General features: G+C 63.9%; 19 protein-coding genes. 11 read left to right on the plus strand and 8 right to left on the minus strand.

Annotated features, from left to right (window positions below; genetic code table 11):
• The first annotated feature begins 3 nt into the window (after positions 1-3).
• The 7 genes from C2862_RS23210 to C2862_RS23240 all read left to right on the plus strand — a co-directional run bounded on the left by C2862_RS23210 (position 4) and on the right by C2862_RS23240 (position 6,788).
• A complete protein-coding gene (locus tag C2862_RS23210) occupies positions 4-567 on the plus strand; it encodes a DUF4390 domain-containing protein (protein WP_136223136.1) in 564 nt (187 codons plus the stop codon).
• Between the two features lie 3 nt (positions 568-570).
• Entirely contained in the window at positions 571-2,889 is a 2,319-nt protein-coding gene (locus C2862_RS23215) for an ATP-binding protein (protein WP_168710153.1), read from the plus strand.
• Between the two features lie 61 nt (positions 2,890-2,950).
• Complete coding sequence (locus C2862_RS23220; protein ID WP_136223138.1) at positions 2,951-3,673, plus strand: response regulator; 723 nt, start codon at positions 2,951-2,953, stop codon at positions 3,671-3,673.
• A 54-nt stretch (positions 3,674-3,727) separates the two neighbouring features.
• Positions 3,728-4,102, plus strand: a complete 375-nt coding sequence (locus C2862_RS23225; protein WP_136223140.1) for a GTPase — start codon at positions 3,728-3,730, stop codon at positions 4,100-4,102.
• Positions 4,103-4,198: 96 nt separating this feature from the next.
• Positions 4,199-4,456 (plus strand): DUF3567 domain-containing protein, encoded by a 258-nt coding sequence (locus C2862_RS23230; protein ID WP_027865841.1) that lies wholly within the window; start codon positions 4,199-4,201, stop codon positions 4,454-4,456.
• Between the two features lie 171 nt (positions 4,457-4,627).
• On the plus strand, positions 4,628-5,392 hold the full coding sequence (locus C2862_RS23235; RefSeq protein WP_136223142.1) for a class II glutamine amidotransferase: 765 nt from the start codon (positions 4,628-4,630) through the stop codon (positions 5,390-5,392).
• 121 nt (positions 5,393-5,513) lie between these two features.
• Positions 5,514-6,788 (plus strand): EAL and HDOD domain-containing protein, encoded by a 1,275-nt coding sequence (locus tag C2862_RS23240; RefSeq protein ID WP_136223144.1) that lies wholly within the window; start codon positions 5,514-5,516, stop codon positions 6,786-6,788.
• A gap of 17 nt (positions 6,789-6,805) precedes the next feature.
• On the opposite strand, the gene C2862_RS23245 is transcribed toward C2862_RS23240, so the two are convergent.
• The 3 genes from C2862_RS23245 to metH all read right to left on the minus strand — a co-directional run bounded on the left by C2862_RS23245 (position 6,806) and on the right by metH (position 12,246).
• Positions 6,806-7,171 carry an SPW repeat protein gene (locus C2862_RS23245; protein WP_136223146.1) on the minus strand — a complete coding sequence of 122 codons (366 nt, stop codon included), beginning with the start codon at positions 7,169-7,171 and terminating at the stop codon, positions 6,806-6,808.
• Between the two features lie 82 nt (positions 7,172-7,253).
• Complete coding sequence (locus C2862_RS23250) at positions 7,254-8,240, minus strand: acyltransferase family protein (protein ID WP_136223148.1); 987 nt, start codon at positions 8,238-8,240, stop codon at positions 7,254-7,256.
• Positions 8,241-8,466: 226 nt separating this feature from the next.
• Positions 8,467-12,246 carry a methionine synthase gene (metH, locus tag C2862_RS23255; protein ID WP_136223150.1) on the minus strand — a complete coding sequence of 1,260 codons (3,780 nt, stop codon included), beginning with the start codon at positions 12,244-12,246 and terminating at the stop codon, positions 8,467-8,469.
• A gap of 251 nt (positions 12,247-12,497) precedes the next feature.
• Here metH and C2862_RS23260 point away from each other — a divergent pair, with 251 nt between their 5' ends.
• Complete coding sequence (locus C2862_RS23260) at positions 12,498-12,728, plus strand: BrnA antitoxin family protein (RefSeq protein WP_136223152.1); 231 nt, start codon at positions 12,498-12,500, stop codon at positions 12,726-12,728.
• 43 nt (positions 12,729-12,771) lie between these two features.
• On the opposite strand, the gene fmt is transcribed toward C2862_RS23260, so the two are convergent.
• Entirely contained in the window at positions 12,772-13,719 is a 948-nt protein-coding gene (fmt, locus tag C2862_RS23265) for a methionyl-tRNA formyltransferase (protein WP_136223154.1), read from the minus strand.
• A gap of 10 nt (positions 13,720-13,729) precedes the next feature.
• Entirely contained in the window at positions 13,730-14,272 is a 543-nt protein-coding gene (gene def, locus C2862_RS23270; RefSeq protein ID WP_136223156.1) for a peptide deformylase, read from the minus strand.
• Between the two features lie 283 nt (positions 14,273-14,555).
• Here def and C2862_RS23275 point away from each other — a divergent pair, with 283 nt between their 5' ends.
• The 3 genes from C2862_RS23275 (at position 14,556) to C2862_RS23285 (ending at position 17,414) form a co-directional block, all read left to right on the plus strand.
• The gene (locus C2862_RS23275) at positions 14,556-15,653 is read left to right on the plus strand and encodes a LysM peptidoglycan-binding domain-containing protein (RefSeq protein ID WP_136223158.1); all 1,098 of its coding nucleotides are present in this window, start codon (positions 14,556-14,558) and stop codon (positions 15,651-15,653) included.
• A 7-nt stretch (positions 15,654-15,660) separates the two neighbouring features.
• Positions 15,661-16,788 carry a DNA-processing protein DprA gene (gene dprA / locus C2862_RS23280; RefSeq protein ID WP_136223160.1) on the plus strand — a complete coding sequence of 376 codons (1,128 nt, stop codon included), beginning with the start codon at positions 15,661-15,663 and terminating at the stop codon, positions 16,786-16,788.
• Between the two features lie 161 nt (positions 16,789-16,949).
• Positions 16,950-17,414: a DUF494 family protein gene (locus C2862_RS23285; protein ID WP_136223162.1), complete on the plus strand. Its 465-nt coding sequence runs from the start codon at positions 16,950-16,952 to the stop codon at positions 17,412-17,414.
• A gap of 68 nt (positions 17,415-17,482) precedes the next feature.
• Here the strand turns inward: C2862_RS23285 and C2862_RS23290 are convergent, their stop codons facing one another.
• From C2862_RS23290 to C2862_RS23300, 3 genes are all read right to left on the minus strand, one after another.
• Positions 17,483-17,908: an organic hydroperoxide resistance protein gene (locus C2862_RS23290; RefSeq protein ID WP_136223164.1), complete on the minus strand. Its 426-nt coding sequence runs from the start codon at positions 17,906-17,908 to the stop codon at positions 17,483-17,485.
• Between the two features lie 142 nt (positions 17,909-18,050).
• Positions 18,051-18,506 carry a MarR family winged helix-turn-helix transcriptional regulator gene (locus tag C2862_RS23295; RefSeq protein WP_136223166.1) on the minus strand — a complete coding sequence of 152 codons (456 nt, stop codon included), beginning with the start codon at positions 18,504-18,506 and terminating at the stop codon, positions 18,051-18,053.
• 101 nt (positions 18,507-18,607) lie between these two features.
• Positions 18,608-19,060 carry a hypothetical protein gene (locus tag C2862_RS23300; RefSeq protein ID WP_136223168.1) on the minus strand — a complete coding sequence of 151 codons (453 nt, stop codon included), beginning with the start codon at positions 19,058-19,060 and terminating at the stop codon, positions 18,608-18,610.
• Between the last annotated feature and the right edge of the window lie 170 nt (positions 19,061-19,230).

Here is a 19,230-nt window from a genome sequence, read left to right on the forward strand (position 1 = left end):
TCTGTGACTTTACGATTCTTTCGCCTCCTCGCCTGCCAGCTCCTGCTGGTCTTCGCGTGCGCAACGGCGCAGGCGGCCGACGGGATCGACATCACGCTGGCGAAGATCGAGGCATCCGACGAAGGCTACCGTCTCGCCGCCAACTATTCGTTCGACCTGAACCGCGACCTGGAAGACGCCCTGCAGCACGGCGTCAAACTGTACTTCACCACCGAGATCGAACTGACGCGCCCGCGCTGGTACTGGCGCGACGACCGCGCCGTCTCGACCAAGCGCACGGTGAGCATTTCCTACGACGTGCTGCTGCGGCAGTACTATGTGTCGATGGGCGGCAGCGTCCAGCAAACGTACCAGACCCTGGACGAAGCGATGTTCCAGATCCGGCGCCCCGCGCGCTGGCTGATCGCGCCCAAAGGGGCGCTCAAGCACGGCGAGACCTATGAAGTCACGCTGCGCATGTACATGAACCGCGACCTGCTGCAAAAGCCGCTGCAGGTGAACGCGTTCAGCAATTCGGACTGGCACCTGGCCTCGAACCGGAAGACCTTCAATTACCGTGCGGAGTAAGGCGTGAACCAGGCCATGCGCTATGCGCTGGTAGTCGGCGGGGCGGTCGTCTCGATCCTGCTGTTCCTGCTTGCCTCGGCCTCGGACAACTCCGGCTTCTTCGACCGTTATTACTCCTGGCTGCTCGGCCTGAACGCGACGATCGCGTTCCTGCTGCTGATCCTCGTCGTCGTCGCCCTCGGCCGCCTGTATTCGCGCTATAAGGCGGGCCGCTTCGGCTCGCGCCTGATGGCGCGGCTGGTGCTGCTGTTCGCCGGTATCGGCATCCTGCCCGGCCTGATCATCTTCATGGTGTCGGTGCAGTTCGTCTCGCATTCGATCGAGTCCTGGTTCGACGTCAAGATCGAGGCCGCGCTGCAGTCCGGCCTGAACCTGGGCCACGCCGCGCTCGACGAGTCGCTGGCCGAACTGACAGCCAAGGGCCAGACCGTGGCCGCGACCCTGTCCGGCCAGGACGACACCGGCGCCCAGATGACCCTGTCGCAGCTGGTGTCCGATACCGAAGGGATGCAGAGCGCGCTCCTGCTCGACGCCAACGGCAAGCTGGTCGCCAGCGCCAGCGAAGACCGGCGCGCCGATCTCACCGCCGACCTGCCGAACACGCAGATGGTGCGCCAGGCCGCCATGCCGGGCGGTTATGCGCGCGCCGAGGGCGGGATCGAACTCGACTTCCGCGAGAATGCGGCCAACGGCGCGAACGAGTCCAACGCGCTCGATGCCGCCACCAGCCTGCGCCTGCGCGCGGTGCTGGCCGTGCCCGAGCCGCCGGGCGCGGCGCCGCGCTACCTGCAGCTGATGCAGACGGTGCCGGTCAACCTGGCCTCGAATGCCGAGGTGCTGCGCAGCGCGTTTTCCGAATACCAGCAGCGCTCGGTGGCGCGCGACGGCCTGCGCCGCATGTATATCGAGACCCTGACCTTGACCCTGCTGCTGGCGATCTTCGGCGCCATCGGCAGCGCGGTCCTGATCGCGGGGAACCTGGCCCAGCCGCTGCTGGTGCTGGCCGAGGGCACGCAGGCGGTGGCCGAAGGCGACCTCTCTCCGCGTCCGATCGTCGAGACCAGCGACGAACTGGGCACGCTGACCCAGTCCTTCAATGCCATGACCGGCCAGCTGTTCGAGGCCAGAAGCGCCGTCGAGCGCAACCGCGCGGCCCTGCAAAGCGCCAAGGCCCACCTGGAGTCGGTGCTGGCCAACATGTCGGCCGGCGTGCTGGTGCTGGACGCCGAGGGTACCGTGGTGAATTCGAACGAGGCCGCCTGCCGCATCCTGCAGATGGAGCAGTGCCATTTGAACGGGCCGCTCTCGAAGATCGAGGGCCTCGAGACCTTCGCCGCCGCCATCACGCGCGCCTTCTCGGCCCAGAGCGCGCAGTCGGCCGCGGGCACCGCGCGCCAGCGCACCCACTGGCAGCAGCAGATCGAAATCCCGCGCCGCAGTAGCAGCAGCGGCGGCAGCGGCAGCGGCGCGGCCGAAGACCACGACACCACCTTGCTGGCGCGCGGCTCGCGCCTGCCGGTCGGCGTCGGCAGCGGCTTCATCGTCGTGTTCGACGATATCTCGGACGTGATCTCGGCCCAGCGCTCGGTGGCCTGGGGCGAGGTCGCACGGCGCCTGGCGCACGAGATCAAGAACCCGCTGACCCCGATCCAGCTGTCGGCCGAACGCCTGCAGATGAAGCTGGAAGACAAGCTGGAAGCGCCCGATGCCGCGCTGCTGGCACGCGCCACGACCACCATCGTCAACCAGGTCGACGCCATGAAGCGCATGGTCGACGACTTCCGCGACTATGCGCGCACGCCGCCGGCGGTGCTCGAGCCGCTCGACCTGAATGCCCTGATCGAAGAAATCCTGACCTTGTACCTGGCCGAGGACGCGTCCGACATCATCCACGCCAGCCTGGCGCCGAACCTGCCGAAGGTGATGGGCGACCCGACCCAGCTGCGCCAGGTGATCCACAACCTGCTGCAGAACGCCCAGGATGCGCTGTCCGACCGCGGAACCGAGGCGTCCGCGCCGCGCATCGACGTCGCCACCGAGATCATCCGCTACACCGGCGCCGACGGTACGGCGGGGGAGGCGGTGCGCCTGGCGATCCTCGACAACGGCCCCGGCTTCGCGCCGAAGATCCTGGCACGGGCCTTCGAACCCTATGTCACCTCGAAGGCGCGCGGCACCGGCCTCGGCCTGCCGATGGTGAAAAAGATCATCGACGAGCACGGTGGTCGCATTGATGTTCAGAACCGTCCGGACGGAAGTGGCGCGTCAGTATTCATTTTGCTGTTAAAGTTAGCACAAGAGGCGAACTTGGCCGAAGTGTAAAACGGGAATAGAATCACGACTCGAATACAACTGTTAACTCGGGTGGAGACGGAAGGCAACGATGGCGAACATACTCGTAGTTGATGATGAAATGGGCATCCGCGAGCTGCTCTCGGAAATCCTGGGAGACGAAGGCCACGCAATCACGCTGGCCGAAAACGCGCAGCAAGCGCGCGAAGCGCGTGCCGCCGGCGCGCCCGACCTGGTCCTGCTCGATATCTGGATGCCCGATACCGACGGCGTCACCCTGCTCAAGGAGTGGCAGCGCGACGGCCTGCTGTCCATGCCCGTCATCATGATGTCGGGCCACGCCACCATCGATACCGCCGTCGAGGCCACCCGCATCGGCGCCCTGAATTTCCTGGAAAAGCCGATCGCCCTGCAGAAACTGCTGAAAGCGGTGCAGCAAGGCCTGACCCGGGCCCAGGAAGTGGCGCGCGCCCCGGTGCCGCCGCCGCGTCCCGTCATGCCGGCCCCGGTCGCCGAGGCGCCGCCGGTGAGCAATCCGATGTTCGCGGCCCAGCCTGCACCGGCGCCGCTGAACGGCGCACGCGTGGGCGTGGTCGGACATGGCGAAACGCAGGGCTACACGCTCTCCTTCGACCTGCCGCTGCGCGAAGCGCGCGATGCCTTTGAGCGCATGTACTTCGAACACCATCTCGGCCGCGAAGGCGGCAGCATGACGCGCGTGGCCGAAAAGACCGGTCTCGAGCGCACCCACCTGTACCGCAAGCTGAAGCAGCTCGGCGTCGAGCCGGGCAAGCTCGGCAAGCGCGGCGGATAAGCTGTTTCCGGCCGGCGCATTCGTCGCCGGCCATCCTTCTCATCAGGCTCTTCTTTGCGTCATCCGATTCCTACGGTGCTGGTCACGGGTCCCTCGGCGAGGGCGCGCGAAACGGCCATTGCCCAGGCCCTGCAAGACCCCTCTACGCCCCGTAGCGAGCTGTCCGCCGTGATCCTGGAAGGCCTTTCCGATGGCAATCCGGTCCTCGAAATTTCCGAGAAACTCCTGATCTCGCGCATCGCGCCCGGTTGCCTGTGCTGCGCGGGAAATCTCGTCATGCGTGTTACATTAAATCGTCTGCTGCGCCAGCGGCCGGCGCGCCTGTTCATCGGCGTGGCCGACACGGCGCACCTGGACCAGTTGCGATCATGGTTGAGCAGCGCACCATACGATCAGCTGTTGGCCCTCACGCCCGACCTGCACTCTTGAAATTGCTTGGGCGAGCCCCACCTCTTCACTGAAGTCGAAGCCAGTCGCCCGCCGCCGCGCGGCTGCTCAGACACTTGATCGAGAGAAGGAGTCATCATGAACATGATCTATAACAGCGAACAGTACAGCGTGGTCGAATTTGGCGTCGATCGCGACCTCGAAGCCCTGCGCTTCGGCGGTTACGAGATCGTCGACAAGGCCGGCCGTCGCGAAGCGTTCATTGGCGGCAAACTGGCACAATCGTTCCGCCGCGACGTCAACAACCTCATCGCGAGCGAGCCGACCATGGAAGAAATCGACGACTTCCTCGGCTCCTACGACACGCTGATGAGCCAGCCCGTCGTTCTGCACTAAGCAGTCCGCCGCATCGCTGGAGGACATCTACAGACGGCCAGGGACATAACTGAATGCAGGCGCCGGTATCGGCCGGCGCCGTGTTCGCCCTGCGCCTCGTCGACTCTCCCACCACATCTTGTAACAATCGGCCATCACGGCCTGTCCGGGCGACATGGTAAGCTCTTCCCCATGTGCCAACTCCTCGCAATGAACTGCAATGTCCCTACCGACATTGTGTTTTCCTTCACCGGCTTCGCCCATCGCGGCGGCCGCACCGACACCCACCACGACGGCTGGGGCATCGCCTTCTTCGAAGGCGCCGGCGTGCGCCATTTCGTCGATCACCAGGCAGCCATCGCTTCGCCGATCGCCGAACTGATCAAGCGTTACCCGATCAAGTCGACCAACGTCATCGCCCATATCCGCAAGGCCACGCAAGGGCAGGTCGCGCTCGAGAACTGCCATCCTTTCGTGCGCGAGCTGTGGGGCCGCTACTGGGTATTCGCCCACAACGGCGATCTCAAGGAATTCCATCCCCATCTCGACGGCGCCTTCCGCCCGGTTGGCACCACCGACAGCGAGCGCGCCTTCTGCTTCCTGCTGCAGGAATTGCGGCGCCGCTTCGGCGATACGCCGCCCACGCTGCCGGCCTTGCGCGCAGTGCTGGGCGAACTGGTACGGACTGTCTCGGATCACGGTACCTTCAACATGATGCTGTCGGACGGCACGGCCCTGTTCGCGCACTGTTCGACCAAGCTCAGCTACGTTGTGCGCCAGTATCCTTTCGTCACCGCCTGCCTGTCCGACGAAGATTTATCCGTCGACTTTTCCCAGGTCACCACGCCCAACGACCGGGTCGCCATCATCGTCACCGAACCGCTGACGACCAACGAAACCTGGACCGCGTTCACGCCGGGCGAGTTGCTGGTCTTCGTTGACGGCGTACCAATTTGATTCGATTTATGGGATAAAGTTATCTTTTCTGTATCATTTTTTAATAAAAATAATGCCGAAAATCCACTAATTCCTGAGAATGCGGTAGAGTGAACAGCTTGAACCTGACCACGCGACCGCGATGACCGATACCGCCAGCCTCGACCAGGCATCCCAGCCTTTGCAGCTGCGACATTTCTACCTTGCGCGCCAGCCGCTGTTGGACCGTAACCAGGCCCTGTTCGGTTACGAACTGCTATTCCGGAGCACCCCGAACAACAGCGCCGACATCGATACCGGCTTGTCGGCGACGGCCGACGTGCTGGCGCACGCAGCCCAGCTCGGCCTGCCACGCGCGGTGGGCGACGCGACCGCCTTCCTGAACCTCGACACCGAAGCCTTGATGAGCGATATCTTCGCCTTCCTGCCGCGCGAGCGCACGGTGCTCGAGCTGGTGGGCTCGGTGGAGGCCACCGAGCCTGTCTTGTGGCGCCTGGCCGAACTTGCCGGCCACGGCTTCAAGTTCGCCGCCGAGGCCAGCGCCCACGGCAGCCGCCTGGGCCGTTTGCTGCCTCTGCTCGATTACGTGAAGGTCAACCTGCGCGCGATGCCGGTGGTGACCATGCTGTCGCTGGTGCCGCGCCTGCGCGGAACGGGGAAGCGCCTGATCGCCGAGAAGGTCGAGAGCCAAGCCGAATACCGCACCTGCCTCGACCTCGGCTTCGATTACTTCCAGGGCTTTTATTTCGCCCGTCCCTCGGTGATCGCCGGGCGCAAGCTGTCGCCTTCGCAGCTGGCCGTGCTGGACCTGATGAACCTGGTCGTGTCGGACGCCGACAATGCCGTGATCGAACGCGCGATCAAGCGCGACGTGACCTTGTCCATCAACCTGCTGCGCATCGTGAACACGCCGGCGGCCGGCCTGCGCCAGCGCATCGATTCGCTCGGCCAGGCCCTGGTCGTCCTCGGCCGCCGCCAGCTGCAGCGCTGGCTCCAGATCATGCTGTACGCCGAACCGGGCACCCGCGGCCACACGCAGACGCCGCTCTTGATGCTGGCCAGCACCCGTGCGCGCCTGATGGAGCTGCTGGCCGAACGCCTGCGTCCGGGCCAGCGCCACGTCGCCGACATGGCCTTCACAGTCGGCATCATGTCACTGATGGACACGCTGTTCTGCGTGCCGATGGCCGACCTGGTCGAGCAGATCCCGGTGAGCGATGAAGTGGCGAACGCCCTGTTGAAGCGCAGCGGCTTCTTCGGCGAACTGCTGCGCCTGGCCGAATCCTTCGAAAAGATGGAAGAGGGCGAAGACGTGATGCCGGCCCTGAGCCAGCTGGCCGACAGCGGCGACGACCTGGTCGAACTCGAGATGGCGGCCTTCGAATGGTCCGGCCAGGTCGTGCGCAGCGCCCTCTAAGCACTGCGTGAAAGGCGCTAGGTACCTGCCCACTGCTGGTGCAGCTCAGGGTCGGTCCGCAGTTCCCACATGCCGAGCACGATCGTGGCGAGGCCGACCAGCAGCATGCTGGCGCTCATTGCCGTGTCGCGCATGACGTTCACCAGCCAGGGCGAGACGGCGACCCAGATACCGAGGATGATGTTCAGGAATACCGCCCAAGCATAGGTTTTATACAGGTCGAAGGCGGCGAGGGCGGCCATGATGGCGCCCGCGATGGTGGCGTTGACGGCCGGTTGGGAATCGCTCGGGTAAGCCATCACCCAGGGCGAGACGATGAGCCAGATGGCGAGCAGCAGGATGCCCTGGTCCTGCCAGCGCCGGGTCGAGAGATGCATTGCCATGACTTTCTCCTTGCGGGACGGAGCCGCATTAGCTTAGGCAATGACTCGAACAGGAAGTTCGGCTGGGCAGATCAGTGCCAGCTCAGGCGGCGCCTGCCATCGCATCGTCGTCTTCCCGCTGTGTCTGCACCGGTACCGGCGCGGCGCGAGGCGCGAAGATCCGGGCGACCAGGCGGTTGCCGGCATGGTTCAGCACGATGGCGGCGGCCACGATCAGCACCAGGCTGAGCGCGAAGTCAACGAGCGTATGGCCGGTCGGGCGCACGAACAGGTAGGAGTGGATCAGGTAGATTTCGAGTAGGAAGGCTTCCAGCGCGACCAGCGGACGCAGCCAGGTCAGCGGCGTGCCCGGGATCGTCAGGCGCAGCGACAGCGCCAGGGCGAAAAGGCCCAGCAGCGGTACATTCAGCGCTTTCAGGCCGAAGCCGGAGTTGCAAGCCACCAGTAGCAGCGGTGCCGCCACTAGCAGCGCATCGACGGCGCGTGGCTGCAGGCGCAGGCGATTTACGCCGGCATGGATCCCGAGGATAAAGCCGAGCATGGTCAGCCATAGCGAGAAGCCAAGCGCCACCCATTCGTTCAGCAGCAGCAGGGCAATGGCCGTGAGCGCCAGCGTCACGCTGGTTCGGTTCGACGCACGCAAGGCCTTGGCCAGCATCGGATACAAGGCATAGAAGAACAGGAGCAGTGTGAAGAACCACAAGCCGCGTCCGAGCGCGCTCTCGCTCGCACCAATTAGGTTCAGGACGCCTGACAGGCCGGCGATGTGCACCAGTGTATGCCAGTGGAAGACGTCGCGGCCTTGGATCAGCAGCAGCGCTCCGAGCACCATCAGGATCAGCCAGTAGCGCACGCCCAGACGCTGCACTTTCTTTTTCCAGAACGCACCCACATCGACTTCGCTGCCGTAGATACGGCCGGTAAAGAAGGATGAGGAGAAGCCGAACAGGAACAGGGCGATGGTCGCCAGCGGCCACAAAGGAATGTCCTTGAACCAGTGGCTGGCCACGACGGTGAAGATGGCGATGACCTTTGCTACCGAAAAGTTAAGGCTGACGGTGTTGTCCATACTAAGAGGGCTTTCCACGCAGTGACGAAGAGAACGACGCGCATCGATCGGGAATGTGGTGAATCTGACATTCTCTCATCGGCAACTGAATAAAAAAACTAAAACAATAATTGCTGGCAATAAATGTATTTTATGCACAACGCATTATTTCATGTGCACGAGCGGCAGACACAAAAATGCCCGGAAGACATTACGTCTTCCGGGCATTGGAAGGGGATGTACGGTATCAGGACAGGTTCGGCGCCAAGTGCCGTTCGACTTCGGCCTTCTCCATCCCACGGCGCGCGGCCATGTCGCTCACCTGGTCGTCGCCGATCTTCCCGACCACGAAGTACTTCGAGTCCGGGTGCGCGAAATAAAAGCCCGACACCGCGGCGCCCGGATACATCGCGAACGACTCGGTCAGCTGCATGCCGATCTCCTCGGCCTGCAGGGTCTCGAACAGCTCCTTCTTGACCGTGTGCTCCGGGCAGGCCGGGTAGCCCGGCGCCGGGCGGATGCCGACGTACTGCTCGGCGATCAGTTCCGGATTGCTCAGGTCCTCGTTGGATGCATAGCCCCACAGGTCGGTACGCACGCGCTCGTGCAGGTATTCGGCGAAGGCTTCGGCCAGGCGGTCGGCCAGCGCCTTCAGCATGATCGAGGAGTAGTCGTCGTGCGCGGCTTCGAAACGCTGTTCGTATTTTTCGATGCCGAGGCCGGCGGTGACCGCGAACATGCCGATGTAGTCGGCCACGCCCGAGTCCTTCGGTGCGATGAAGTCGGCCAGGCACTGGTTCGGGCGCTGTACGCCGTCGACCACAGGCTTCACACCCTGCTGGCGCAGGCCGTGCCAGGTGAAGACAACTTTGTCGCGCGATTCGTCCGTGTAGATCTCGATGTCGTCGTCGCGTACGCTATTGGCCGGCAGCAGGGCGATGGCGCCATTCGCGGTGAGCCAGCGTCCTTCGATGATCTTCTTCAGCATCGCCTGGCCTTCCTCGAAGACCTTCGAGGCCGCCTCGCCGACGACTTCGTCGGTCAGGATGGCGGGGAAGGGGCCGGCCAGGTCCCAGGTCTGGAAGAACGGACCCCAGTCGATGTAGCGCGCCAGCGTCGACAGTTCGACGTTCTTGAACACGCGACGGCCGATAAACTTCGGCTTCACCGGCGCGAAGTCGAGCCTGGCCTTGTTGGCGCGCGCATCCGCCAGCGACAGCATCGGCAGCGCTTTCTTGTTGGCGTGCTGCTCGCGGATGCGTTCATAGTCCGCCTTGATCTCGGCCATGTAGGCATGGCGCGATTCTTCGGTCAGCAGCGACTGGCCCACCGAGACCGAACGCGAGGCGTCCGGCACGTAGACCACCGGGCCGTCGTAGTGCGGCGCGATCTTGACGGCCGTGTGGGCGCGGCTGGTGGTGGCGCCGCCGATCAAGAGCGGGATCTGGCGCTCGCGGAACCACGGGTCGCGCTGCATCTCGCGCGCGACGTGGGCCATCTCTTCCAGCGAAGGCGTGATCAGGCCGGACAGGCCGACGATGTCCGCGTTCTCTTCCTTGGCTTTCGCCAGGATGTCGGAGCAGGGCACCATCACGCCCATGTTCACGATTTCGAAGTTATTACACTGCAGGACCACCGAGACGATGTTCTTGCCGATGTCGTGCACGTCGCCCTTGACGGTCGCGATCACGATCTTGCCCTTCGGTTTCGCCACGATACCGGTGCGCTCTTCTTCGCGCGCCTTTTCCTCTTCGATGAAGGGGATCAGGTGGGCCACGGCCTGCTTCATCACGCGTGCCGATTTCACGACCTGCGGCAGGAACATCTTGCCCTGGCCGAAGAGGTCGCCGACGATGTTCATGCCGTCCATCAGCGGGCCTTCGATCACGTGGATCGGGCGGCCGTCGGCGGCAGCAACCGCCTGGCGCGCTTCCTCGGTGTCCTCGACGATCCATTGCGTGATGCCGTGCACCAGCGCGTGGGCCAGGCGCTTTTCGACCGGGCCGTTGCGCCATTCCAGGTTCTGTTCCTGCTTGCCGCCGCCGGCTTTGAGTGAGCCGGCGAATTCGATCATGCGCTCGGTCGCGTCTTCGCGGCGGTTGAGCACCACGTCTTCGACACGCTCGCGTAGCTCGACCGGCAGGTCGTCATACACGCCGACCATACCGGCGTTCACGATACCCATGGTCATGCCGGCCTGGATTGCGTGGTACAGGAAGACGGTGTGGATCGCCTCGCGCGCCGGGTCGTTGCCGCGGAAGGAGAAGGAGACGTTCGAGACACCGCCCGAGACCTTGGCATGCGGCAGGTTCTGGCGGATCCAGCGCGTCGCGTTAATAAAATCGACAGCGTAGTTGTTGTGCTCTTCGATGCCGGTGGCAATCGCAAAGATGTTCGGGTCGAAGATGATGTCTTCCGGCGGGAAGCCGACTTGTTCCGTCAGCACCTTGTAGGCGCGTTCGCAAATCTCGATCTTGCGTTCGAAGGTGTCGGCCTGGCCCTGCTCGTCGAAGGCCATGACGATGACGGCCGCGCCGTAGCGGCGGCACAGGGCGGCCTGGCGGATGAACTCCGCTTCGCCTTCCTTCATCGAGATGGAGTTGACGATGGCCTTGCCTTGCACGCACTTCAGGCCGGCCTCGATGACCGACCATTTCGAGGAGTCGATCATGATCGGCACGCGCGAGATGTCCGGCTCGGACGCGATCAGGTTCAGGAAGCGCGTCATGGCCGCCTGCGAGTCCAGCATCGCTTCGTCCATGTTGATGTCGATGACCTGGGCACCGTTCTCGACCTGCTGGCGCGCGACGGACAAGGCCTCGTCGAACTGCTCGTTCAGGATCATCCGCGCGAAGGCTTTCGAGCCGGTGACGTTGGTGCGCTCGCCGACGTTCACGAACAGAGAGTTTTCGTCGACCGTGAACGGCTCCAGGCCCGACAGGCGCAGCGCCGTCGGGATCTCCGGCACGGCGCGCGGCTTGGCGGTCGAGAGCAGTTCGGAGATGGCCGCAATGTGCTCGGGCGTGGTGCCGCAGCAGCCGCCGGCGATGTTGACAAAACCTGCGTCGGCGAATTCGCGCAGCAGGGCGGACGTATCGCTAGGGAGCTCGTCGAAGCCGGTGTCGCTCATCGGGTTGGGCAGGCCGGCGTTCGGGTAGATGCAGACAAAGGTATCGGCGATCTGCGACAGCTCTTCGGCGTAGGGACGCATCAGCGCCGCGCCCAGCGCGCAGTTCAGGCCGATGGTCAGCGGCTTCGCGTGGCGCACCGAATTCCAGAAGGCGGGCACGGTCTGGCCCGACAGGATGCGGCCCGAGGCGTCGGTGACGGTACCCGAGATCATGATCGGTTTGCGCACCTGCTCCGGATGTTCGTCGAAATACTGGTCGATCGCGAACAGGGCGGCCTTGCAGTTCAGGGTATCGAAGATGGTCTCGACCAGCAGCACGTCGACGCCGCCGTCGACCAGGCCGCGTACCTGCTCGTGGTAGCTGGCGACGAGTTGATCGAAGGTGACGTTACGCGCCGCCGGGTCGTTGACGTCGGGCGAGATCGAGGCCGTCTTCGGCGTCGGGCCGAGGGCGCCGGCGACGAAACGTGGCTTGTCGGCCGAGCTGTACTTGTCGCAGGCGGCGCGCGCCAGCTTGGCGGCTTCGACGTTCATCTCATAGGCCAGGTGGCCCATGTGGTAGTCGTCCTGGGCGACGCTGGTGGCGCCGAAGGTATTCGTTTCGATCAGGTCGGCGCCGGCGGCCAGGTAGCGCTCGTGGATTTCCTGGATCACCTGCGGCTGGGTCAGCGTCAGCAGTTCGTTATTGCCCTTCACAAAAAGTTCGCGCGTGCCGCTGTCTTGCGGCGCGGTGAAGTCGGCGAAACGGCCGTTCGGGCCGCCGCGGTAGGCGGCTTCATCGAGCTTGTACTGCTGGATGATCGTGCCCATCGCGCCATCCAGGATCATGATGCGGCGCGACAGGATGGCTCGCAGCTGGGTTTCGATCGGGGATAGGGACGTTTTCGGGGCAGTCATCGTTCACTTTCAAGAGACGTGCAGAGCTGGCCTGCACGGGAAGGGCGGTCTGAAATTATACGTCAATGCCGAGTCTTCCCGCCGGCGCCGGACCGGTCGGCGCAGATTGTATCGTTATGTGTTTATGCATCCACTTGTTACACGACGTTACAAAACCCGGCGATTTTGCAATTTCATGGATACATACAGGGACGACAATATAAATATGCGCCGTGAAGACCCACGGCACGTATTAACACGGGATGGATAGCATGAACAAAGAGTACGAACCCGATTGGGACCAGCCTTCGCTGCAGAGCCACATGCCAGCGGTAGAGCAGAAAGCAGCGCCAACCGGCGCCAAGCAGATCGTGACGATCCGCCTCGACGTCGACATGCTGGACTGGTTCAAGGCAGCCGGTCCAGGTTACCAGACCCGCATCAACCAGGTCTTGCGTGAGCACATGGATGCCCAGCGCGCCCTGGAGTCCGGCGGTAACTGAATAGCGTCAACGCTTGCAACGCGCCCAACGGGCGCGTTTTTATTTATGCGAAGCGCATTCCCTGCAGCGGGAAACTGTTGAGGAATTCCCCTGCCGCCAGGCGCTTGCCGCCCGGCTTCTGCAACTGCAGCACACGCAGCGCACCCTCACCGCAGGCAATCACGATGCCGCCCGCGTCGGCCGCCAGGACTTGTCCCGGTTCGCCTTTTCCTTGCGCCAACTCGGCGTTCCAGAACTTGATTGCCGTGCCGTTGACGATGCCTTGCGCCCCGGGGAAGGGGTTGAAGGCGCGCAGCTTGCGCCACAGTTGGACTGCGGGCAGGCTGAAATCGAGCTTCGCCTCGTCCTTGCTGATCTTGGCCGCATAGGTCACGCCTGCTTCCGGCTGCGGCGTGGCCGGCAATTCGCCGCGTTCCATGCGCCGCAAGGCCTCGACGATCATCGACGCGCCCAGCGCGGCCAGCTTGTCGTGCAAGCTGCCGGTGGTGTCGGCGTCCTCGATGGCGATGCGCTCGATCAGCATCATCGGTCCGGTATCCAGGCCTTCTTCCATGCCCATGATGGTCACGCCGGTTTCTACATCTCCGCTTTCGATCGCGCGGTGGATCGGCGCGGCGCCGCGCCAGCGCGGCAGCAGCGAACCGTGGATGTTGATGCAGGGCGCGATGTCGAGCGTGCTGCGCGGCAGGATCAGGCCATAGGCGGCCACCACCATCACGTCGTAGTCGAGCGATACCAGGCGCTCATGGGCCGCCTGTGCTTCCTGCGCGCGCTGCGGGTCCTTGGCATCCATGCGCAGCGAGAGCGGCTGCAGCACCTCGATGCCGTGTTCCAGCGCCACCTGTTTGACTGCGGAGGCCTGCAGCTGCATGCCGCGTCCGGCCGGGCGGTCGGGTTGCGTGAGCACGAGCGGAATCGTGAAACCGGCATCGATCAGGGCGCGCAGGGCGCAGGCGGCAAACTCCGGCGTGCCGGCGAAGACGACTTTCATCGGCGCCGCCTTAGTAGCGGCGGTTGGCGGCTTTCAGGGCCGCCTCGCGTTCCATGCCGCGCTCTTCCTTCTGCAGCTTGGCCTTGATGCGGTTGCGCTTCAGCGGCGACAGGTATTCCACAAAAACCTTGCCCATCAGGTGATCCATCTCGTGCTGGATGCAGACCGCCAGCAAGCCGTCGCATTCGATCTCGAAGGTGTCGCCTTTTGCATCCTGGGCGCGCACTTTCACGCGCGCAGGGCGCTCGACACCGTCGTAGATGCCGGGCACCGACAGGCAGCCTTCGTCGTAGACCTGCTTTTCCTCGCTGGCCCAGGTGATTTCCGGATTGACGAAGACCAGCAGATTGTCGTGCGTTTCGGTCACGTCGATCACGACCACGCGCTCGTGCACGTCGACCTGGGTCGCGGCCAGGCCGACACCGGGGGCGTCGTACATGGTCTCGGCCATGTCGGCGACCAGCTTGGCCAGGCGCTCACCGAATTCGGTAACGGGCGCGGCAATCTTGTGCAGGCGTGGATCGGGATAGCGCAGGATCTTCAGGAGGGCCATATCAGCGTGTTCAGTAATAGTAGTTTTATAAGGGGGATGGTTAGACAGCCGGCAGATCGGGGCGCAGGGGCAGGAATGCAACACATCGCCGGGGGAGCAGGACGCGGTTTGTCTTGCTAGTTCAAGGATTTGTGTGCAGAATTTGATTCAGTTGGGCAACTCTTTTCAGATCCGCCGGTGCGGTTCGGGAGTGCGAGCCTTCTGTCTCTTGCGCCGTGGCTGGCCGAGCGATTGGCGCAGCCAGCAATTCCGTTGTCAATGCCGCATTTTACGGACGTCTTCAATGAAAAATTTTAGCACAGTCGTGACCCGCGCTGCAGCCGCAGCGCTCGTCGCGTGTGCCTTCGCCGGCCCTGTCCAGGCTGCCGAATGCCGCTTCAAACCGAACGCGCCGGACCAGCACCGCGTCGTCAAGGGCGATACCCTGTGGGATATTTCGGGCGCCTTCCTCGAGCATCCCTGGTGCTGGCCCCAGGTTTGGGGCATGAACCGTGAAGAAATCCGCAACCCGCACTGGATCTATCCGGGCCAGATCGTCTACTTCGACCGCGCACGCGGCCGCCTCTCGCTAAACAAGCCGGGCAGCGGCGACGACGGCAGCGATGCGCCCCTGCTGCGCCTGTCGCCGCAGGTACGCAGCGAAGGCCTGGAGCGCGGCGCGATCGACGCGATTCCCGCCGGCGCGATCGAACCTTATCTCACCCAGCCGCTCGTGATCGAAAAGGATGCATTGGCCAGCGCGCCGCGCATCGCCGCCTCGCAGGAAGGCCACCTCTACCTCGGCACGGGCGACCGCGTCTACGTGCGCGGCGACCTGCAGGGCGCCACCGAATTCCAGGTGTTCCGTCCGGGCACCGCCTTGAAGGATCCGCAGACCGGCGCCGTACTGGCGCACGAGGCCGCCTATGTCGGCACCGTGAAACTGGTGAAAGCGGCCGTGCCCGGCGTCGACGTGCACACGATGACGGTCTCGAGCTCGGTCAGCGAGATGGGCGTCGGCGACCGCCTGATCCCGGCGCCGCCGCCGGCCGTGCGCAACTACGTGCCGCATGCGCCGCAAACCAACATCGACGCGCGCGTGATGTCGATCTATTCCGGCGTCACCTACGCCGGGCAGAGCCAGGTCGTCACTGTCAACCGTGGTTCGATTGACGGACTCGATGTCGGCTCGGTTTTGCAGCTCTATCATTTCGGGAAGGTGGTCGCCGATCCGGAAGGCAGCAAGGGATTCTTCGGATTGAAGCGGGCCACGATGAAGCTTCCCGATGAACAATATGGCAGCCTGTTCATCTTCCGAGTGTTCGGGCGCGTTTCCTACGGCCTGATCATGCAAGTGACGGCGCCGGTCGAAGTCGGCGACGTGGCGAAATCACCGGAGTAAATCCACCGTGCAGGACACGGACCCCATCCCCGCCAGCCGTATTGCATTGCTCACCGACTGGCTGCGCCTGGACGGCGCACGCGGGGTGGGGCTGCGGACTGCGCACCAGCTGCTCGAGGCCTTCGGTACGCCGCGGGCCATTTTTCAGGCCGGCCACGCCGCGCTGGCTGCGTACGTAGGACCGGCGCTGGCGAGCACGCTGTGCGCGCCGCCTTCAAGCGCCACGCGCACATTGATCGACACCACGCTCGCCTGGCTCGCGGCGCCGATGCACGATGTGCTGGTACTGGGCGACGCGGCTTACCCGCAAGCACTCGCCAACATTCCCGATCCACCGCTGCTGCTCTATATAAGAGGGCGCATCGAGCTGCTCGCGCGTCCGGCGCTGGCCATCGTCGGCAGCCGCAATGCCACCGCGCAGGGCAGGGCGAATGCGGGCGCCTTCGCGGGGGCGCTATCCGATGCGGGTGTCTGCGTCGTGTCCGGCCTGGCGCTGGGCATCGATGCCGCGGCGCACGAAGGCGCATTGCGCGGCACCGGCTCCACGATCGCCGTGGTCGGCACCGGCGCCGACCTGTTCTATCCGACGCGCAATCGCGCACTCGCCGAACGCATTGCCAATGAGGGCTGCATCGTCAGCGAGTACGCACTCGGCACGCCGCCCACCAGCGGTAACTTCCCGCGCCGCAATCGCATCATCAGCGGCTTGTCTTCCGGCGTGCTCGTGATCGAGGCCGCTGCGCAATCGGGTTCGCTCATTACCGCGCGCGTGGCCGCCGAACAGGGCAGGGAGGTGTTCGCCTTGCCAGGCTCGATTCATGCGCCGCTGGCCAAGGGTTGCCATCAACTGATACGCGACGGCGCCCGTCTCGTGGAGACCGTGAACGAAGTGCTCGAAGCAATACAGATGTCGCCGCTTGCAAGCACTACGCCTTCCGGCACGCAGGCTTTGCCGACCGAATCCAATTGCACGGAATTGCTTGCGCAACTCGGACACGAAGCACTCGATGTCGACGCCTTATTGGAACGACTCGATACGACCATCGGTCAATTAAGCATGGGTTTATTGGCGCTCGAAATGGCCGGCATGATCGAACGTCTGCCAGGCGGAAAAGTGCAAAGAGTAATCGTTTAATGCGCCCCGAATAGAATATTAAAAAGACGCATGTTTTCGATAATTACTCACAAGCCTATATGAACCGATAAGGCCGAAAAACGACGAAATTTCTTCCAGGGATGCGCACACACGCAGCAAGCTTGTACCTGTACGAGCTTAGCTGCTACAGTAGCGTCACTATGTTCGACATCCTGGTCTATCTCTACGAGACGTACTATCGTCCCGAAGCCTGCCCCGAGCCGGCGGCACTGGCACGCAAACTCTCCGCCGTCGGTTTCGACGACTTCGAGATTTGCGAAGCCATCGATTGGCTTACGGGTCTTACTGAAATGGCGGGCGAAGAGCTGGCCGACGTCGTCGCCTCCACCGGCACGCGCTACTATGTGGACGAGGAATACAACGAGCTCGGCAGCGCCGCGATCGGTTTCATCCAGTTCCTCGAAAGCGCCAAGCTGCTCACGCCGCTGCAGCGCGAAATCGTCATCGAGCGCGCGCTCGCGGTGGACGAATCGCCTGTCACCCTGAGCAAGCTGAAGATCATCGTGCTGATGATGATGTGGAGCCAGAACAAGGAACCGGATGCGCTGATCTTCGACGATCTGTTCGGTTCCGATGATGAACAGATTCCGCGCCAGTTGCACTGAGCGATGGTGACGAGTTAAGAATCGATAAAAAAAACTCCCGCACGGCGGGAGTTTTTTTTGCGCCTCGATCAGACGATATTCAGCGTCACATCGATATTGCCGCGCGTCGCGTTCGAATAAGGGCAGACCACGTGCGCCTTCTGCACCAGCGCGTCGGCCTGCTCGCGCGCCATGCCGGGAACTGAGACGTTCAGTGTCACTTCGATACCGAAGCCGGTCGGCAGCGGGCCGATGCCGACGTCGGCTGCGATCGAGGTATCGGCCGGTAATGCCACCTTTTCTTTTGCCGCCACGAATTTCAGCGCGCCGATGAAGCAGGCCGCATAGCCGGCTGCGAACAGCTGTTCCGGATTGGTGCCGGCGCCGCCCGCGCCGCCCAGCTCGCGTGGCGTGGACAGGGAGACGTTGAGTTGCTCGTCGGACGACACGGCGCGGCCGTCGCGGCCCCCGGTGGCGGTTGCGTGGGCGACATACAAGGTTTTTTCGAGGGACATGTTGTTCTCCAAAAGCGTGGTCATGAAAAGGCAGCGCCGCACCACGAGGCGGATCGCTGTCGATTAAATCGCGCACTACTTAAATGCGCGCAGGTGTACTGCACAATCCGGCCCTGCCGCCAGAGGCAGGGCCGCAAGCCGCTTAACTGTGTTGCGCCAGGCTGGCGCGCAACTGTTCCAGGTCGCGCCGGATCGCCTGCAATTCCTCGGGCTTGCAACCGGATGCGCAAAACGCGCCTTCCGGTACCGCGCGCGCCTTGCTGCGCAGCGCGCGTCCCGCGTCCGTCAGGCTGACCAGCACCTGGCGCTCGTCTTCGAGGCCGCGCTCGCGCACCACCAGCCCGGCAGCCTGCAGGCGCTTGAGCAGCGGCGTCAGCGTGGCCGAATCCAGGAACAGGCGCTCGCCCAGGCTGGAAACGGTGACGCCGTCGCCTTCCCACAGCACCAGCATCACCAGGTATTGCGGATAGGTCAGGCCCAGGTCGGCCAGCAGGCGCCGGTACACCTTGGTCATGGCCAGGTTGGCCGAGTACAGGGCGAAACAGAGCTGGCTGTCGAGGCGCAACAGCGCGTCGTTCTTGGCGGATTTGCTTGTCATGCATGCAGTTTAGATCGCGCGCGATCTAATTGCAAGCGATTTAATTGGCAACATCATGTCCCTGGCCGGCTGTCGTGCCAGCCAGGGAAGCCACGGACGACTCAGCGCTTCTTGTCCGTGCCCGCCAGCCCGGCGCCGTAGTCCGAACCCGGCTGCTCCGGATGGCCGCGTCCGCCCGATCCGGCGCCGGCCGATTGCTGCGATCCCGCACCCAGGCCAGATTCCTGGGAACCGGCATGCTGGCGCTGCTCGAGGCCGCCGGCGCCCGACTGCTGCGACATGCCGAGCCGGTCCGCTTCCGCCTGGGCCTGCATTCGTTGCCCCTGCTGGCGTGCGCTGCGGCCGCCGCTCTGCGAGCCCGGCCCGCCGCGCGAACCGGCGTCGGTCGCCTGCATCTTGCCGGCCTGCGAACCGAGCCCCACATCCGACTGGCGGTTGCCCGCACCGGAACCGGGCGATTTGCCCTGCTGGCTTTCGGGCGCCACCGGCACCATCTTTTCGCGCCGGACACTGCGACCGTGCTCGTTTACCATGCCCTTGTGTTTGTCGCTCATGGTCGATCCTCCTGAAACGGCGCGTGGGCGCCAACAGGGCCGATCATGCGCGCCGACCCGGTCTGCTTGTATCGGAATGCCGGATGCGAGGCTGTAGGAAAGCGCCCACCATTAAGATATATGCTCGCGTTGCGGGCGCGCCACGGCCGTGCACCCAATGGCGCGCTGCA

The sequence above is a fragment of the Massilia sp. Mn16-1_5 genome, from assembly GCF_004798585.1.
Taxonomy (GTDB): domain Bacteria; phylum Pseudomonadota; class Gammaproteobacteria; order Burkholderiales; family Burkholderiaceae_D; genus Telluria.

Bases quoted from the DNA above. Each gene is read 5' to 3' on its own strand.
- C2862_RS23220 (WP_136223138.1), top strand. From the start codon at position 2,951: ATGGCGAACATACTCGTAGTTGATGATGAAATGGGCATCCGCGAGCTG.
- C2862_RS23230 (WP_027865841.1), top strand. From the start codon at position 4,199: ATGAACATGATCTATAACAGCGAACAGTACAGCGTGGTCGAATTTGGC.
- C2862_RS23235 (WP_136223142.1), top strand. From the start codon at position 4,628: ATGTGCCAACTCCTCGCAATGAACTGCAATGTCCCTACCGACATTGTG.
- C2862_RS23240 (WP_136223144.1), top strand. From the start codon at position 5,514: ATGACCGATACCGCCAGCCTCGACCAGGCATCCCAGCCTTTGCAGCTG.
- C2862_RS23245 (WP_136223146.1), bottom strand. From the start codon at position 7,171: ATGGCAATGCATCTCTCGACCCGGCGCTGGCAGGACCAGGGCATCCTG.
- C2862_RS23250 (WP_136223148.1), bottom strand. From the start codon at position 8,240: ATGGACAACACCGTCAGCCTTAACTTTTCGGTAGCAAAGGTCATCGCC.
- metH (WP_136223150.1), bottom strand. From the start codon at position 12,246: ATGACTGCCCCGAAAACGTCCCTATCCCCGATCGAAACCCAGCTGCGA.
- C2862_RS23260 (WP_136223152.1), top strand. From the start codon at position 12,498: ATGAACAAAGAGTACGAACCCGATTGGGACCAGCCTTCGCTGCAGAGC.
- fmt (WP_136223154.1), bottom strand. From the start codon at position 13,719: ATGAAAGTCGTCTTCGCCGGCACGCCGGAGTTTGCCGCCTGCGCCCTG.
- def (WP_136223156.1), bottom strand. From the start codon at position 14,272: ATGGCCCTCCTGAAGATCCTGCGCTATCCCGATCCACGCCTGCACAAG.
- C2862_RS23275 (WP_136223158.1), top strand. From the start codon at position 14,556: ATGAAAAATTTTAGCACAGTCGTGACCCGCGCTGCAGCCGCAGCGCTC.
- C2862_RS23285 (WP_136223162.1), top strand. From the start codon at position 16,950: ATGTTCGACATCCTGGTCTATCTCTACGAGACGTACTATCGTCCCGAA.
- C2862_RS23290 (WP_136223164.1), bottom strand. From the start codon at position 17,908: ATGTCCCTCGAAAAAACCTTGTATGTCGCCCACGCAACCGCCACCGGG.
- C2862_RS23295 (WP_136223166.1), bottom strand. From the start codon at position 18,506: ATGACAAGCAAATCCGCCAAGAACGACGCGCTGTTGCGCCTCGACAGC.
- C2862_RS23300 (WP_136223168.1), bottom strand. From the start codon at position 19,060: ATGAGCGACAAACACAAGGGCATGGTAAACGAGCACGGTCGCAGTGTC.